We start from the raw sequence: 15,308 nt of genomic DNA, 5'->3' as shown, positions 1-15,308 counted from the left end.
CAGGGATACCGTCGCTGGGTCGTCGAGTTGGCGACCGGGCGTGAGAAACCCGAACGATATTGACCCAGGCTTGCAGTCATGGCGGCCGTGTATGGGCAGACTTCGGTCTGGCCGGGTTCCAGTATCCTCGGTTTTCTCACCCCATACGCGGCTGCCACCCTCATCTGGTGAGAAGGATGAACGGCGGTTTCATCTATCGATACTGGATATTCGCCATGAAAAAGATCGTCCCCGACCCACCCCGCTTCATCCCCAGCCCCGCTAATGCGAGGGCTCTAGCATGAGTGATCACCCCAACGACTACACCACCGCAGGCGTCGCAAGTTTCCTGGACATGTTCCGCGTGCAACCCGGCCTGTCACCGGAGCGGGTGCTGGAGGAAGTTTCGGTATTGCTGGGCTGCATTCGCGACCTGAGCGACCAGGAACAGGCCGCCCCGGCCTCCATCACAGCACTGCATTACCTCAGCGCACTGGCCAAAGGCCTGCTGAACGATCTGGAAATCGCCCGCAACAGCGTCCATTAAACCGGACGTGACCTCTGTGAGAGCGACGGTTCGGCGTCCCGACTGGTCCCGCGAAAAAGACACTGCGGTGTCTGGCACCGGCTGCGCCGGTGATCGCGGGACCAGCCCGCTCCCACAAGGGCTGGGCTGGCCTTTAGATTTTGAACCAGGAAGGTGCTCCTACCCGGCTCAATGCGTACTCAACCCCGCCGCACTCATGAACATGCGCATGCCATAGGCCACGATTCCCAGCGCCGCGACACTCAGCGCCCAGATCAGCACCAGCCAGCCCAGGCGCTGCCACAGCGGTTTCTTCTCCTCGATATCCATCACCCGGCACTCCCTAGTGGTAGCCATCGTCATGGGTCACCTTGCCGCGGAACACGTAGTAGCTCCAGAAGGTGTACCCCAGGATGAACGGCAGGATGAACAGCGTCCCCACCAGCATGAAGCCCTGGCTCTGCGCTGGCGCAGCGGCATCCCAGATCGAGATCGACGGCGGGATGATGTTCGGCCACAGGCTGATGCCCAACCCGCTGTAGCCCAGGAAGATCAGCACCAGGGTCAGCAGGAACGGCGTGTAGTTGGCGTTGCGCGCCACCGCCTTGAGTAACCCATAGAAGGTCACCAGCACCAACACCGGTACTGGCATGAACCAGATCAGGTTGGGCATGCTGAACCAGCGATCGGCGATCTGTGGATAAGCCAGCGGCGTCCACAGGCTGACGATGCCGATCACCACCAGCAGCACCAGCGCCAGCGGCCGCGCCAAGTCGTGCATCTGCTTCTGCAGCGGCCCTTCGGTCTTCATGATCAGCCAGGTGCAACCCAGCAGCGTGTAGGCCACGATCAGCCCCAGGCCGCTGTAGATGCTGAACGGCGTCAGCCAGTCAAATGCGCCACCAGCGTAGTGGCGGTCTACCACCTTGAAGCCCTCGATGAAGGCCCCCAGCGCCACGCCCTGGAAGAAAGTGGCCACCAGCGAACCCCAGATGAACGCCTTGTCCCACAGGTGGCGCTTGTCGTCCTTGGCCTTGAAGCGGAACTCGAAGGCCACGCCACGGAAGATCAGGCCGACCAACATCAGGATCAGCGGCAGGTACAGCGCTTCGAGCACCACCGAATAGGCCATCGGGAAAGCCCCGAACAGCCCCGCCCCGCCCAGCACCAGCCAGGTCTCGTTGCCGTCCCATACCGGGGCGACGGTGTTCATCATCACATCACGGTCACGCTCGCCCTTGACGAAGGGGAAGAGCATGCCGATTCCCAGGTCGAAGCCATCCATGACCACGTACATCATCACCCCGAAGATGATGATCACGGCCCAGATCAGCGGAAGATCGATACCCATGGCTCAGTTCCCCTTGTTCAGGCTGGCAGTATCGTGGTCCGCACCACCATCGTCGGCAGCCGACAACGGCCGCGCTGGCGTGCGTTTCTGCCCCGGACCGCCCGGCGGCTGTGCGTCACCCTCCCCGGTGTGCGGCCCTTTGCGTACCAGGCGCATCATGTAGCCCAGACCGGTACCGAACAGCGCGAAGTACACAACCACGAACATCACCAGGGTGAAGCCGAGCTGCCCGTAGCTGTGGTTCGACACCCCGTCCGCCGTGCGCATCAGCCCATACACCACCCACGGCTGACGACCGATCTCGGTGGTGAACCAGCCCGCAAGAATCGCAATCAACCCCGACGGCCCCATCCACAGCGTGAGATGGAGGAACGGCCGCGAGGTATAGAGCGTGCCGCGCTTGCGCAGCCACAGGCTCCACAGGCCGACGAAGATCATCAGGAAGCCCAGCCCGACCATGACCCGGAACGACCAGAACACGATGGTCGAATTCGGCCGGTCTTCAGGCGGAAACTCCTTCATCGCCGGCACTTGCTTGTCCAGGCTGTGGGTCAGGATCAGGCTGCCCAACGCTGGAATCTCCACCTTGAAGCGCGTGGTCTCGGCCTTCATGTCGGGGATGCCGAACAGGATCAGCGGCGTCGGCTCGCCGGGCTTGTTCTCCCAGTGACCCTCGATGGCGGCGATCTTCACCGGCTGGTGCTTGAGCGTATTCAGGCCGTGGAAGTCACCGATCACCGCCTGGATCGGCGCGACGATCAACGCCATCCACATAGCCATCGACAGCATCTTGCGCACCGCCGGATTATCCCGCCCGCGCAGCAGATGCCAGGCCGCCGACGCACCGACGAAGAACGCCGTGGCCACGAACGCAGCGGTGGCCATGTGCATCAGGCGGTAGGGGAACGAAGGGTTGAAGATGACCATCAGCCAGTCGACCGGCACCACCCGGCCATCGATGATCTCGTGGCCCTGGGGCGTCTGCATCCAGCTGTTGGAGGCAAGGATCCAGAAGGTCGACACCAGCGTGCCGAGCGCCACCATCACCGTGGCGAAGAAGTGCAGCCCCCGCCCCACGCGGTTCCAGCCGAACAACATGACCCCGAGGAAACCCGCTTCGAGGAAGAAGGCAGTCAGCACTTCGTAGGTCAGCAAAGGCCCAGTCACGGCACCGGCAAAATCGGAGAAACGGCTCCAGTTGGTGCCGAACTGGTAGGCCATGACCAGCCCCGAGACCACCCCCATGCCGAAGTTGACGGCAAAGATCTTCGACCAGAAGTGGTAGAGGTCGCGGTAGACGTTGTCGTTGGTCTTCAGCCAGAGGCCTTCGAGGACCGCCAGGTAGCTCGCCAGGCCAATGGTGATGGCCGGGAACAGGATGTGGAAGGATACGGTAAACGCAAACTGGATTCGGGCGAGCTCCAAGGCCTCTAAACCGAACATAGTGCTTCCTCTTCAGGTAATCCGCGCGTTCGGGCTCGTGACCCTCGCGCTCACTGCCCCCACGGTAATCGAGTGCGCTGTTGTCGAATTGTTCTGTTCGATCGCAGGGATTCTGGCCAGGCGGCCAACTCGTTTCATCTGGAACGATTGATCCAGATCAACGGCTGTTGGGAAGCATAGTCCCGAATGCCAGGGCAGGCTGTGTGGTTGTTTGCCGCGTGACCCGTTGCCTCACCCTCTTTACTCGCGACGGGTTTGGTGGATCGCCCGATCAACCCGATGGAACCCTTGGCCAATGGCCACAGTCCACCTTTCAGGCCCACCTTCCAGAGGCCTTCACCAGGAGACACCCATGAAAGGTACAGCGCTTTCCGCCCTCTTCGCGGCCGCCACCCTGCTGGCCTCGCCTGTATTCGCTGCCGATGACCTGTGCGCTTTGAACCTGCAGAAGATCGACGACAGCATGGCCACCGCCGGTGCCACATCCGAAGGCCTGGACAAGGCCATCACCGAGCACGTCGACCAAGCCAAGGCCGCCCAGGCCAAAGGTGACACCAAAGAGTGCATCGCCATCACCAGCAAGGTGCTGGAGCGTCTTGAGAAAACCGAGAAAGGCAGCGGCTCGGCCGGCGGCAGCGGCGCCTGAGCCGCTCTGTTGCAACGGGCGGCGGCACCAGCAGTCGACGCCGCCCGCGCAAAGGCGTATACTCGGCGGCACGTGTCGAGAGATACGTCAGCTAGAGCTGAGTGTGGGGCCGATCAGGATTCGACGCCGGTAGCGAAACTCTAGGTGCATGCCGAGTTGGTAACAGAACTCGTAAATCCACTGTTGCAACTTTCTATAGTTGCCAATGACGAAAACTACGAGGGCTACGCTCTCGCTGCGTAAGCAGCTGAGCCCGCTCTCCTGGTAGCTTCGGCTCCAGCAATCACTAGGGGATGCCTGTAAACCCGAAGTGATTGTCATACAGAACAGGATCGTCGTGTAGCACGTTGGGGGCAAAGCGACTAAAACTTACCCAACTCGTCCAAAGCACCCTGCCCGTCGGGCGGCTGCGGATTAACTCAGTAGACACGGCTAAGCATGTAGTACCGACAGCGGAGTACTGGCGGACGGGGGTTCAAATCCCCCCGGCTCCACCAAATCCGAAACAGAAGAAGACGCCCTTGGGCGTCTTTTTTTGTGCCTGGGATTCAGTGTTTCAACGGCAGCACGCCATCACCCTCCCCTCTCCTCCTTCATAGCCTCCAGCTTCGCGAACTGCTCTCTGGCCAGCCGACTGATGATCCGGATCGCTTGATGAATGCCCGCTGTGTTACGCAAGCTCAGTTGCGGGTTGTGCTCACATTCCAGCACCTCGTCATGCTGGACCAGCGCCTCTCCTAGCAGTTCGAGAGTCCAGACGTAGCTTTGGAGGGTAGACAAGCGCTCACGGTCAGCCATGGGACACCTCCCGCTTGGCACGTTTGGCGAGGGATTGGCTGTCGATCGGGTAAAACGTTGGGGATGGGGTGGCCGCAGAGGTTGGGCGGCGGAGAGCGGATGCGAGGATCCTGCTCAGAATGCGAATAAGCATGCATGAGACTCCAAGTTTGCGATTTGGAGCTACCACGATCCTTCCTACGGGATTGGGTGGCAGCTGTGCATGGGGTAGGAATACCGGGAAACTTGGAACCCGGCCAGGCCGAAGCCTGCCCACACACAGCCGCCATGACATCGCAGCGGGCGCAAAAAAGGCGCCAGCCGTTGAGATGGGGCGCCTAGTGCGTGCGCCAAGTTTACCAGCAGGTTCCTACACCTGGTCGCGGATTTTGCTGCGACTTGGGGAATGTAGCCTTAGGGCGAATCTGTTCGCAACCGCTAGCGTGGAAGGAAATTTCCTAAAAGTGGGTAGCTTGACCAATTAGCACACTGGGGCGACCGATGGTAAGCGTCCGGCGAACTCACCTTTCGAACTCCGGCTTCAAGAGCGATGGTGTCCGCATATTTTTAAGCGGACGCGATCACCCTTATCGCCAGGATTTCTGCAGCTGTCGCCAGCAGAGTATGAGAAACGCTATTTCCTGAGCGTGGAGAGTGCCTAGGAAACCAGGGGCGATTCACTGGCCTGCAACCTCGCACACTCCACGACCATCAACTTACGATGTCGTCACTCCAAATCAGCCAGTACACCAGGCTCGAACCCATGGGCATCCAGATGCCAATCGAAATACTTCCGATTTTTCCTGCTCCAACCCATGACCTGCGTGCCAAGCACCCTCTCCACGTAGCTCTCCGTAGCCTCGGTCATTACACGCGAAGGATGTCGGACGACCTTACCGTTCCTGACAGCGAGATAGCCATGCTCGAACAGCGGATCGCAACCCAGTCGGCACATGGGGACAGCAATGTTCTCGATATCGAGCTTTTCCTTCGTGCTACAAGCCGATCGCTTCTTGATATGTGCCGCCACCAGCAGGTGCCTGGGGAACTCGTTCAGGCAAATGCAACAGTGGCCAGTGGGCTTGCCTTGGAAGAGGTGACGCACGATGTACTTGTGCTCCAACCGGGTAGGTCGTGTCCCCATTCCATCAGTCGACTGGATGTCTCGACGCGCCTCATCCAGCGTGACGTGGTCAGGGAAGTAATCGTGGTCCAGCTCCGGATAACGATCCAGAATGGCTGCACTTTGCACATCGTCGTAACCAGAGAAAGACCGATCCTGCCCACTGTCGGCTAGTGCCTGAATGGCTTTGAAACGAATAGCGTGATGACGAACGTCAGTGACGAAGTAGATGTTCTCCCAGGTTTTTCCAGCCCCAGCATCTGCCCAGCCCCAGAGCCTCAAGGCCAGCTCGCGATTGTGTGTGCGATGGGTAAAACATGCACTAACGGTGACGACGGTTTCGGTATTGAAGATGACGGTGTCGCCCGGCTCCATGGCGAGCCAGGCATTTCTGGTTCTGGGCGAGGATAACCCCCAGATGCACAACTTGCCTGCGGGGTAGGCTTTATACAGGTCTGCCAGTAACTCGGGCTCCAGCAGGTCCGCGATATCGTCGAGCAGCACTGGGTTGAGAATGGTGGTCTGCAAGTTTTTGCGAGCAATCGGCTGCGAGCAGGGCTGATAAAACACTCGAGGCGTCATTCGCTTCGCCTCGAGTACTTGACGGCATTGCCCTTGGCTTCACTGACCGGATATTTCTCTGCGTTCCGCTTGAGCTTGGCCTGGGCAACGATTTCAAGGTCGACGTTTAGACGATCCGCCAGACGCACCAAGTACAGCAGCACATCCGCCATCTCTTCTTCGATTGCCTCGAGCGCCTCTGACGAAAGCGCATTACGCTCACTTTGCTCTGGAGTCAGCCACTGGAAACGCTCGAGCAACTCGCCGGCTTCGCCGGACAGGGCCATCGCTAAATTCTTGGGTGTATGGAATTGATCCCAGTCGCGCTCGGTGGCGAACGCGGCCAGTTCAGTCCGCAGGGATTTCAGGGCATCCATGGAAGGAAATCGCGCGCATAAATGTAGGAATGCGAAACGGTATCCCGTAGGAATTTTCCTGTCTACAACAACGCTTCGCCCCCCACTACAAGGTCCGCCCCCGCTCCCCAATCACCACACAAGCTGCCATCGTATTCCCCCCACTGCATCACCGAAGCATCCACCACTCGCAACCGGTTCACCCATAAACCCTCAACGCTCAATCCACCACCACCTCTTCATCCCGGCCCATCTTCGCCGTCCTACACTGATGCCAAAACCACTGCCGAGGTGCGCAAAACCGCTCCTTACCCTCCCTCCCCCCAGCTCAGGCACCACCTCCCCGCTCACCAACCGGCAAACGCTCGATGGCTCCTCAACGCCATCGCTGGCAGACGACCTCCTCGCCCAAGTCCGCGCCGCTTCGCCGACATTCTTCGAGCAATTAGTAGTCGATCTCATGATCGCCATGGGCTACGGGGGTTCACGCAAAGAGGCCGGCAGCGCAACCCAGCAAACCAACGACGATGGTATCGACGGCATCATCAAGGAAGACAAGCTCGGGCTGGATGTCATCTACCTGCAAGCCAAGCGCTGGGGTAACACGGTGCATCGGCCGGAGATCGACAAGTTCATCGGGGCGCTGACCCGTAAACGCGCCCGTAAAGGCGTCTTCATCACGACATCCGACTTCTCCGCCGGAGCCCGCGACGCTGCCTTGAGCCTGGACATCAAAGTAGTGCTTATCGATGGTGCCGAACTCGCCGGCCTGATGGTCGATTACAACCTTGGCTGCAGCGTTAAACAGGTCTACGAAGTGAAGCATCTGGATAGCGACTACTTCACCGAGGACTAACTGCGCCGTGGCGTTGACCTCCTGCCCATGCGCCTGCGCCGATCTCCGCAGGGAATCTGCGTCGTTCCTGCCCCAGGCATGGCAATATGCCACCTAAACGAGGTAAATTCCCTTCCAGGCATCCACACGAAACCCGGTTCACGATCACAAGGAAGTTGCAGCTATGGACCAAGCCAAGGACTCCCTCCTCAGGCGCCAGACCTCATCGCATCTGTGCCTGGAGTACTCAGACTCCCCCTCTCGGCCAATACCGCCCCGCAAGCAGCACGCCTGCAGATAGGGAGCCGCCGATGTCCCTGCCATTCCTGTTCCAGTCGTCGCCGTCCTCCAGCACCAACACGACCGAAGCCAACATCTTCATCCATGGCTACAGCGCCGGGCACAACGACGAAGATAAGCAACTCCTGCTTGAAAGAATTCCCGCGCAACTCGGTAACTTCATCAATATCTTTGCGTTCTGGCCATCAAACCATTATCTGCACTTCGACATCGCTTCATTCTGGTCGCTGGGTGCGGGCAGCCTTAACTTCGTACCGGTCGGCGCTACCGGGGGCTTCGGTCCTTCCTTGGGATTGGTGGGGGCCGTGGTCAAAGACCGTCTGAAGAACTTCAGCGATGCCCGCGCTCGTGCAGAGAGCATGGGTGTTGTGCTGCTCGATCAACTGAAAGAGTACCTGCGCACCAAACACCCCCAGGTCGAAACCATCAATCTGATCGGCCACTCTCTTGGCGGTCGGGTGGTGGTCAGCAGTCTGAAAAGCTTCTCCAAAAGGCATCAGTTGGCAATCAACGATGTACTGCTGATGGCTGCGGCAGTCGAGGTCTCAGCCATTGAAGCGAGTCAGATGCGCAAACGCCTGCAAGGCAGGATGATCAACGCGTATTCGAAGACAGACCGGACGTTGCTGCTCAATTGGGGCGAAACCTGCCTGGGACGCAACGTGGTCGAGCATTTCGAAAGCGTCGAAATGAACGACTTCGGTCACACAGATTACTGGGAGCGACTCCCCGAGGTGTTGACCGAAACACGTTTCAAAGCAATTACGCCGAACGCTCCTGAGCCACCCCTCGTTCATGCTGAGGCTTTCCCGCCAACCCAGGCGCCCGAAAAATCCACCGAAGAACCCTACATGACTCTCGAACTGAACAGCCCCCGCGAGGTTTACCAGCAAATCAACGATGAGTTGGCCCTCATCATCGGTGAGCTGAGGCACTCTTCGGACGACGAAGCCTTGAACCTGGCCAGGAAGGAAGCGCTGCGGCGGCTCACCGAACATCGTACCGCGCTGTTCGATCGGTTGGCGGAACTGGAGAAGAATGCCGAGTGGAACACCTTCACCATTGCCTTCTATGGTGAAACCGGGGCAGGCAAGTCGACACTCATCGAGACGTTGCGGATTCTGCTGCAGGAGCCAGGCAAGCGGGCGAGCCAGGAGGCCTTCCGCAAGCTGCACGAACAGTACGAACTGACTGAAGAAAACCTCCAGCGCTTGCAACAAAGCATTGAGGAGACCGAAGCGCGAATTGATGAACTCACGCGGCAGTTGACCGCCGCAGTGCAGCAGTACGAGCAACCCTACCAGCAGGCTCGCGAAGCGTTGGATCGGGCCAATGCCCAGTCCAGCGAGCTGACACAGAGATTGGACAACACGCTCCAGCAACACGAGCACGCACACAAAGATGCTCTAGCTGCCGTTACCCGTTTGCACAGCCTTCTCGCCGAACGTAAAAGCACGGCTTCGCTCTGGCAGACGCTGCTGAACCTGTTCAGAAAAATGCCGGAAGAACTACAGCTCAACGATGCCACTGCCCGGTTGGCCACCGCCACGGCAGCACGCGACAGCGCTGCAGTGACACTGGAAACCGAACGGCAGAAAGCCGAGCACGCCCGCACTGAACTTGAGCAGAAGTTAGCCGAAGTCACCCGTGCACGCGACGATGCTTGTACGGCGCTTACCGCTCAACAGGCAGCGACTAATGAGCAGCAACGGACGCTCGTACAACAGCGCCTGGAAGTTGAAACTCAGTTGGTGCAACTGGTGACCGAGCTGAAGGTCCACGCTGACGGGCAGATCATCGGTGACGGTAGTGCCGACTTCACCCGGAAAACACAGCGTTATGACCTCGAGCTGGACGGCCACCCCTTCGCCTTGCTGGATGTACCGGGTATCGAAGGCAAGGAAGGGTTGGTACTGGAGGAGATCGAGCGCGCCGTACAAATTGCTCACGCCGTATTCTACGTCACCAACCAGGCAGCACCTCCGCAGACGGGCGATGGGCAGAACTTGGGCACACTGGAGAAGATCAAGAAGCATCTCTCTGCACAAACCGAAGTCTGGACAATCTTCAACAAGAAGATCACCAGCCCCAAGAACTCCCTGAACGGCCGACCACTGGTTTCCGAAGACGAAACCACGAGTCTTGCCGGCTTGGATCAGAAGATGGCCGACCAGCTTGGCAAACACTACCGGGAGGTGTTCGCGCTGACCGCATTGCCAGCATTCCTTGCCTCGACCCATCACTTCGCGCCGGGTTCATCGAACGCCAATCGTCGGGCCAAGGTGCTCGCGGACTTTGGTGCCGACGAACTCCTGGAGAAGTCTCGCCTGCGAGGCCTCCTGCAGTTGCTCGACGAGAAATTGATCCGTGATGGCCAGTCCAAGATCATTCGGGCCAACTTCAATAAGGCCAATGAAGCACTCACCGACACCACCGGCACGCTCTCAGGTGTTCAACAAACGCTTTCGGCGCTGGCGGCCAAGCTCAACGAAGAAGAGCAAAGCGCCAAGAGTCAGTTGAACAGCAGCTTCAATGCGCTGAAGAAGCGCCTTGAATCATCAGGCGAGACCTTGATCCACGGCTTCGCCAGTAAGGTGCGAAACAGCGTCTATGCGAAGATCGAAGGAGACATCAGCAACGATGCCTTCAAGGCGGCCCTGAGCGGACAGCTTGAGGAACAGCAACACGCGTTGGGCAAGCAGTTACCCAAGGTCATCAACGTTGAAGTGAGCACCTTCCAGAAGGCTGCCGACGATATTCTCAAGCGATTCGAAAAGCATGCTCAGGAACTGACCGCGAGCTATGGAAAGCTCGGCAGCATGAAGTTCAATCAGCCTTTCAAACTCAATATCAAAATCGACAATGGCATCAAGGTTGCGGGACTGATCGCCAGCCTTCTGGGAATCGCAGCAGCCCCCTTCACCGGCGGTGCCAGCCTGTGGTTCGTGGGGGCTTCGGTACTGACCGCTTTGATCTCGGTTGGCAAAGCGATCTGGGGCGCATTCGATTCCGACTTCAAGAAATCTCAGCAACGCCAGGCAACCGATAAAAACCTGCTCGGCGCTACCGAACAACTGCGCAGTGCGTTACGTGAAAATCTGGAAAGCGCACTAAGCGAAATGCAGAAGACGATCGAGCAACTTGATCGGGCGCTGGAAGCACCTGCCAAGCAAGCTTCCAGCCAGGTTGAAACGCTGGCGCGCTCCACCAAACGCCTGAAAGTGCTCTCCCGCCAAATCGAAATCGCAGGAAAACTGTAATGGAAAATACCCTCAAGACATTCAAGGCCCAACAGGCCGACGCACTGTCGCTGCTCGAACGGTTGCAAGGTTTTCTCGACCAGGGTGCAAAGGCCGGCGTGCCGATCGACGGGGCCCTGAGCAGCAAGTTGAGGAACGCCATCAACAGCGTATCCGGTGAAAAGCTCAAGGTCGCACTGATCGGCGGCTTCTCCGAGGGCAAGACATCAATCGCGGCAGCCTGGATGGAGAAGCTGGATAAATCCAGTATGAAGATCAGTCATGCAGAGTCCTCTAACGAGGTGAAAATCTACGAGGTCGATGATGATTTCGTACTGATCGACACCCCGGGCCTGTTCGGTTTCAAGGAGCAGGAAAACGCCGAAACCCACGCCATCGAGAAGTACAAGGACATCACCAAGAAGTATGTGAGCGAATCTCACCTGGTGCTGTACGTGATGAACTCGACCAACCCGATCAAGGAAAGCCATAAGGAAGACCTGACCTGGTTGTTCCGCACCTTGGGCCTGTTGCCGCGCACGGTGTTCGTGCTCAGTCGCTTCGATGAGGTGGCTGATGTTGAAGACGAACAGGACTATCAGTCCAATCTGCAGATCAAGCACGATAACGTCACGGGCAGGCTTCGCGAACAGATTGGTCTGAGCGATCAGGAAGCAGCCGATCTTTCGATAGTTGCAGTGGCTGCCAATCCCTTTGACCTGGGGGCCGAGCACTGGCTGTCCAACCTTGAAGAATTCAAGGCGCTGTCGCATATCGCAACCCTGCAGACGGCGACCACAGCGAAGATTGAGCACAATGGTGGGAGCGCTGCGCTGGCCAATGAAATGCGCACCAGCGTAATTCGCGATGTGCTCAACAACCAACTGCCGATCGCTGTCGAGAACGACCACAAGGTTTCCCTCGAAGTCAGCAAACTCGAAGAGCTCAATGGTCGGTTAGGTAAGCAATTGGCAAGCACCGGTCAGCAGATCGAAGAAGCACGTATCAGCCTGCGCGAGTTTGCCACGCGCTACTTCGCCGATCTGATCCTGCAGGCCAAAGGCTGTAGCCTTGAAACGTTCACCGATTTCTTCGAACGAGAGGTCGGTGCCGAAGGCATCATCCTCGCTACACGGCTGCAAAACGAGTTCAGCCGCCAGACCCAGTCGATCACGCTTGAGGTCGAGAAGATGCAGGTTGGCTTCGACAGTGAGGTCAATCACTTCAATACGACGGTCAAAGCCCTCGGAAAACAAGGCATCAACCACGTGCTCAAGGGCAATCTCATCAACAACACCACGGTACTGGCCGCTCGAGATGGCATCTCGACAATTGCCAAGACGGTTGGCATGGATATCGGCAAGTACCTGAAATTCAAACCCTGGGGCGCAGTAAAATTCGCCAAGGGCGCTAATGGTGCCCTGGCTTTGCTGGGTGTGGCACTCGAAGCGTGGGACAGCTGGGAGCAATACAAACGCGAAGAAGCCTTCAAGAAAACCATTGCAACGATGGTCGACAACTTCGAAAAACAGCGCCAGGACTTCATCGCTCTGGTGAACGCTGAACGTTTCAAGGAAGAATTCTTCCCCGACTACCTTCAGCTCAATACTCGCCGACAAGAGCTGCAAAGCAATCTGGATGAAAGCCGGGTGCGTCGACAGCTCTTCCAGGCATGGCGGGTTGAAGCTGAAACCATCGATGCTGAGTTCAGAACGTTGAACTAACCGCCCCAATACTCGCACGGGGCAAACAGAAGCCTGGGGCTGCAACTCTGGGCTTCGTCGGCTCACGCCCTATCGTCGATATGTAGTGGTCAACTCATCCCGGACACGGTTTTGAGTTTTTCTTCAGCTTTCGCCGGAGCCAGTCCATCGTTGAACTGATGAGGTCGGATCCAGTTGTAGTGGCTCATCAGGTATTGGCCAATGTCTCGTTGAACTTGTTGCCCGGTCAGGTAGCCCGTGGTCGGTATCCAGTCTGATTTCCAACTGCGAAATACACGCTCCATCGGTGCATTATCCCACCCGTCCCCTCGAAAGCTGCGTATCAGCAGACCCCTTACAACACCGCTCGACTGCCCACCAAAAGGTCCGCCCCCCGCTCCCCAATCACCACACAAGCCGCCATCGTATTCCCCACGGTGATCCGCGGCATCACCGAAGCATCCACCACTCGCAAGCCGCTCACCCCATAAACCCTCAACGCTCGATCCACCACCGCCCTCTCATCCCGGCCCATCTTCGCCGTTCCGCACTGGTGCCAGAAACTCACCGCCGAGTTGCGCAAGAACCTCTCCATCCCCTGCCTATCCCGCGGCCCAGGTACGACCTCTCCGCTCACCAACCCGGCAAACGCGCGGTGGTTCCCCAACTCCCTGCACAACTCCACCGAAGCCAACGCGGCGGCCATGTCCTCCGGCGCGCTCAAGGTGTTCGGCTCGATCAGCATCCTGTCCAGCACCCCGGCGCCCGACAGCCGCAACTGCCCGCGGCTGACGGGCCTGGCCAAGCCGGCGAACATCGTCCAGCCCTGCGCCGGCGGGGCAATGCCGACCTCGGGGGGTGAAGGTACGGCGAATTCCAGTTGGCAGTGCAGCAAGTCCGGCGCGTCGAGGCGGGCGTCGCTCTTCCAGTACAAAGTGGCCTCGCAACCTCCGCCGCCGACCGGCTGCGGCTGCGAGTACGCCCAGGTGCAGCCGAAGGCGACGTGGTCCTGGTGGTTCCGCCCCACGCCAGGCAATACGTTGAGCAACGGGATGCCGTGCGCGCGCAATTCGGCCTCCGGGCCGATGCCGGACTGCATCAAGACCTTGGGGGTGTTCACCGCACCCATCGACAGGATCACTTCGCCCGTCGCGTGGAAACGCTGCAACTGGCCGTCGACCACGACCTCGACGCCAATCGCCGTGCGGCCCTGGAACAACACGCGCGCCACCAGCGCGTGCGTGAGGATGTGCAGGTTCGGGTTGTGCAGGCGCGGCGCGATATAGGCGTCGTACACGGATTCTCGCTTGCCTTGCTTGATGCGCAGGTCAGCGATGGCGACGCCGCCGGGGCCTTCCATCATCTCGCCGTTGGGGCTATCGAAACGGGGGATGCCCAGTTGGCTGGCGGCCTCCAGGGTGGTCAAGGCGAGGGGCTGGGGCGCGCGAGGTTGGGCGACGTGCACGGGGCCGGTCGAGCCGCGACGCAGGCCGTCGGGCTGGCCTTGCCAGTTTTCGATGCGGCGGTAATAGCCGAGCACCGATTCGTAGCCCCAGCCGGGGTCGCCGCTTTCCTCGGCGAAGTGGTCCCAGTCGGTGCGGTGCCCGCGTGCCCACACCATCACGTTGATGCTGGAGCCGCCACCGAGGCCCTTGCCCATGTTCAACGCCATGCGGCGGCCGTTCAAGGCGGAGTTGGGTTGCGCCTCGAAACCCCAGTCGCGCTCGGAACCGAGGTTCGCCGGCCATTGCGCGGGATCGGTGACCTCCGGGCCGGTGTAGGCACTGCCGGCTTCGATCAGCAGGACACGGACGCCGGGCTGGTCGGCAAGGCGAGCGGCGACCACACACCCTGAGGTGCCGGCGCCGCAGACGATGAAGTCGTAAGTGCGATCAATCAGTTGCTGCATGCGTTCAGTCCCTGAGTGCCAGTAGGAACCGAAGATTCTGCTGCGCAGCGTGCCGCGCAGGTATCGGTCGATTATCCGACCCGGCGCAAGGCGCGCCGGCAAAAAGAAAGGCACGTAGGTCACCAGCACCAGGAACAGCAGCAGGATGACAGCCACGGAGTGAATTGGCACATCAAGTGGTCATCAGCAACCTGGCCGAGCTCAAGCCGTGGCTGCATGACTGAATGCTGCTCCCCTGCCGACACAGGGTGCTGGCTTTGTGAATACTCGTAGCCGACTCAATCCAAATACAAACAAAAGCGCTGAATATAGAAGCCCTACAGGCAACCAGCAACTGACAAGTCTGCCAGTTGCCGGCCCTGTTATTCCTCACCCAACATGGCCCCCAAGCCTGTAGGGCGGATAGGTCTGCTTCTTGTTTAACCTGGAATACAGCCGGCCCTCATGCGTTCGTCGTTATCCAAACCGAAACTCAGGGGTTCGCCCTTCAGGAGCACAAGATGACCAAGATGAATGAGCTTTATGACAGCCGCAAGATATCCTACATCACTGACTCTTGG

Annotated in this window: 12 protein-coding genes, 1 other RNA gene and 1 pseudogene; 6 read left to right on the top strand and 8 right to left on the bottom strand. The window is 59.0% G+C overall.

What is annotated here, in order from left to right; all coding sequences use genetic code 11:
• The first annotated feature begins 280 nt into the window (after nt 1–280).
• The gene (locus tag APH44_RS19080) at nt 281–526 is read left to right on the top strand and encodes a DUF3077 domain-containing protein (protein ID WP_054894036.1); all 246 of its coding nucleotides are present in this window, start codon (nt 281–283) and stop codon (nt 524–526) included.
• Nucleotides 527–694: 168 nt separating this feature from the next.
• On the opposite strand, the gene APH44_RS19075 is transcribed toward APH44_RS19080, so the two are convergent.
• The 3 genes from APH44_RS19075 to APH44_RS19065 are packed head-to-tail and all read right to left on the bottom strand — an operon-like array spanning nt 695 to nt 3,299.
• Entirely contained in the window at nt 695–835 is a 141-nt protein-coding gene (locus tag APH44_RS19075; RefSeq protein WP_063546145.1) for a DUF2474 domain-containing protein, read from the bottom strand.
• Nucleotides 836–848: 13 nt separating this feature from the next.
• Nucleotides 849–1,856, bottom strand: coding sequence for a cytochrome d ubiquinol oxidase subunit II (gene cydB, locus APH44_RS19070; RefSeq protein ID WP_054894034.1), 1,008 nt, complete (start codon nt 1,854–1,856; stop codon nt 849–851).
• A gap of 3 nt (nt 1,857–1,859) precedes the next feature.
• The gene (locus tag APH44_RS19065; protein ID WP_054894033.1) at nt 1,860–3,299 is read right to left on the bottom strand and encodes a cytochrome ubiquinol oxidase subunit I; all 1,440 of its coding nucleotides are present in this window, start codon (nt 3,297–3,299) and stop codon (nt 1,860–1,862) included.
• Between the two features lie 352 nt (nt 3,300–3,651).
• Between APH44_RS19065 and APH44_RS19060 the strand changes: the two genes are divergently transcribed.
• Nucleotides 3,652–3,945 carry a hypothetical protein gene (locus APH44_RS19060; RefSeq protein WP_054894032.1) on the top strand — a complete coding sequence of 98 codons (294 nt, stop codon included), beginning with the start codon at nt 3,652–3,654 and terminating at the stop codon, nt 3,943–3,945.
• 105 nt (nt 3,946–4,050) lie between these two features.
• Nucleotides 4,051–4,442: a transfer-messenger RNA gene (gene ssrA, locus APH44_RS29295) on the top strand.
• Between the two features lie 76 nt (nt 4,443–4,518).
• Here the strand turns inward: ssrA and APH44_RS19055 are convergent.
• The 3 genes from APH44_RS19055 to APH44_RS19045 all read right to left on the bottom strand — a co-directional run bounded on the left by APH44_RS19055 (nt 4,519) and on the right by APH44_RS19045 (nt 6,783).
• On the bottom strand, nt 4,519–4,743 hold the full coding sequence (locus APH44_RS19055; RefSeq protein ID WP_054894031.1) for a hypothetical protein: 225 nt from the start codon (nt 4,741–4,743) through the stop codon (nt 4,519–4,521).
• A gap of 706 nt (nt 4,744–5,449) precedes the next feature.
• The gene (locus APH44_RS19050) at nt 5,450–6,427 is read right to left on the bottom strand and encodes a hypothetical protein (protein WP_054894030.1); all 978 of its coding nucleotides are present in this window, start codon (nt 6,425–6,427) and stop codon (nt 5,450–5,452) included.
• Complete coding sequence (locus APH44_RS19045; protein WP_054894029.1) at nt 6,424–6,783, bottom strand: nucleotide pyrophosphohydrolase; 360 nt, start codon at nt 6,781–6,783, stop codon at nt 6,424–6,426. The genes APH44_RS19050 and APH44_RS19045 overlap by 4 nt, the downstream gene beginning before the upstream one ends.
• A 250-nt stretch (nt 6,784–7,033) precedes the next feature.
• Here APH44_RS19045 and APH44_RS19040 point away from each other — a divergent pair, with 250 nt between their 5' ends.
• The 3 genes from APH44_RS19040 to APH44_RS19030 all read left to right on the top strand — a co-directional run bounded on the left by APH44_RS19040 (nt 7,034) and on the right by APH44_RS19030 (nt 12,860).
• Complete coding sequence (locus tag APH44_RS19040) at nt 7,034–7,618, top strand: restriction endonuclease (RefSeq protein WP_256216578.1); 585 nt, start codon at nt 7,034–7,036, stop codon at nt 7,616–7,618.
• A gap of 290 nt (nt 7,619–7,908) precedes the next feature.
• Nucleotides 7,909–11,157 carry a DUF726 domain-containing protein gene (locus APH44_RS19035; RefSeq protein WP_054894028.1) on the top strand — a complete coding sequence of 1,083 codons (3,249 nt, stop codon included), beginning with the start codon at nt 7,909–7,911 and terminating at the stop codon, nt 11,155–11,157.
• The gene (locus APH44_RS19030; protein ID WP_054894027.1) at nt 11,157–12,860 is read left to right on the top strand and encodes a LeoA/HP0731 family dynamin-like GTPase; all 1,704 of its coding nucleotides are present in this window, start codon (nt 11,157–11,159) and stop codon (nt 12,858–12,860) included. Before APH44_RS19035 ends, APH44_RS19030 begins: the two co-directional genes overlap by 1 nt.
• An 89-nt stretch (nt 12,861–12,949) precedes the next feature.
• Here the strand turns inward: APH44_RS19030 and APH44_RS29810 are convergent.
• A pseudogene (locus tag APH44_RS29810) lies at nt 12,950–13,177 on the bottom strand (integrase core domain-containing protein); the annotation flags it as partial.
• Nucleotides 13,178–13,194: 17 nt separating this feature from the next.
• On the bottom strand, nt 13,195–14,904 hold the full coding sequence (locus tag APH44_RS19025; protein ID WP_256216573.1) for a GMC family oxidoreductase: 1,710 nt from the start codon (nt 14,902–14,904) through the stop codon (nt 13,195–13,197).
• Nucleotides 14,905–15,308 lie beyond the last annotated feature (404 nt).

This window comes from Pseudomonas sp. NBRC 111143 (genome assembly GCF_001320965.1).
GTDB lineage: Bacteria > Pseudomonadota > Gammaproteobacteria > Pseudomonadales > Pseudomonadaceae > Aquipseudomonas > Aquipseudomonas machongensis.
Note: the sequence above shows the minus strand (reverse complement) of the source record. Positions and strands in the feature narration are given on the sequence as shown.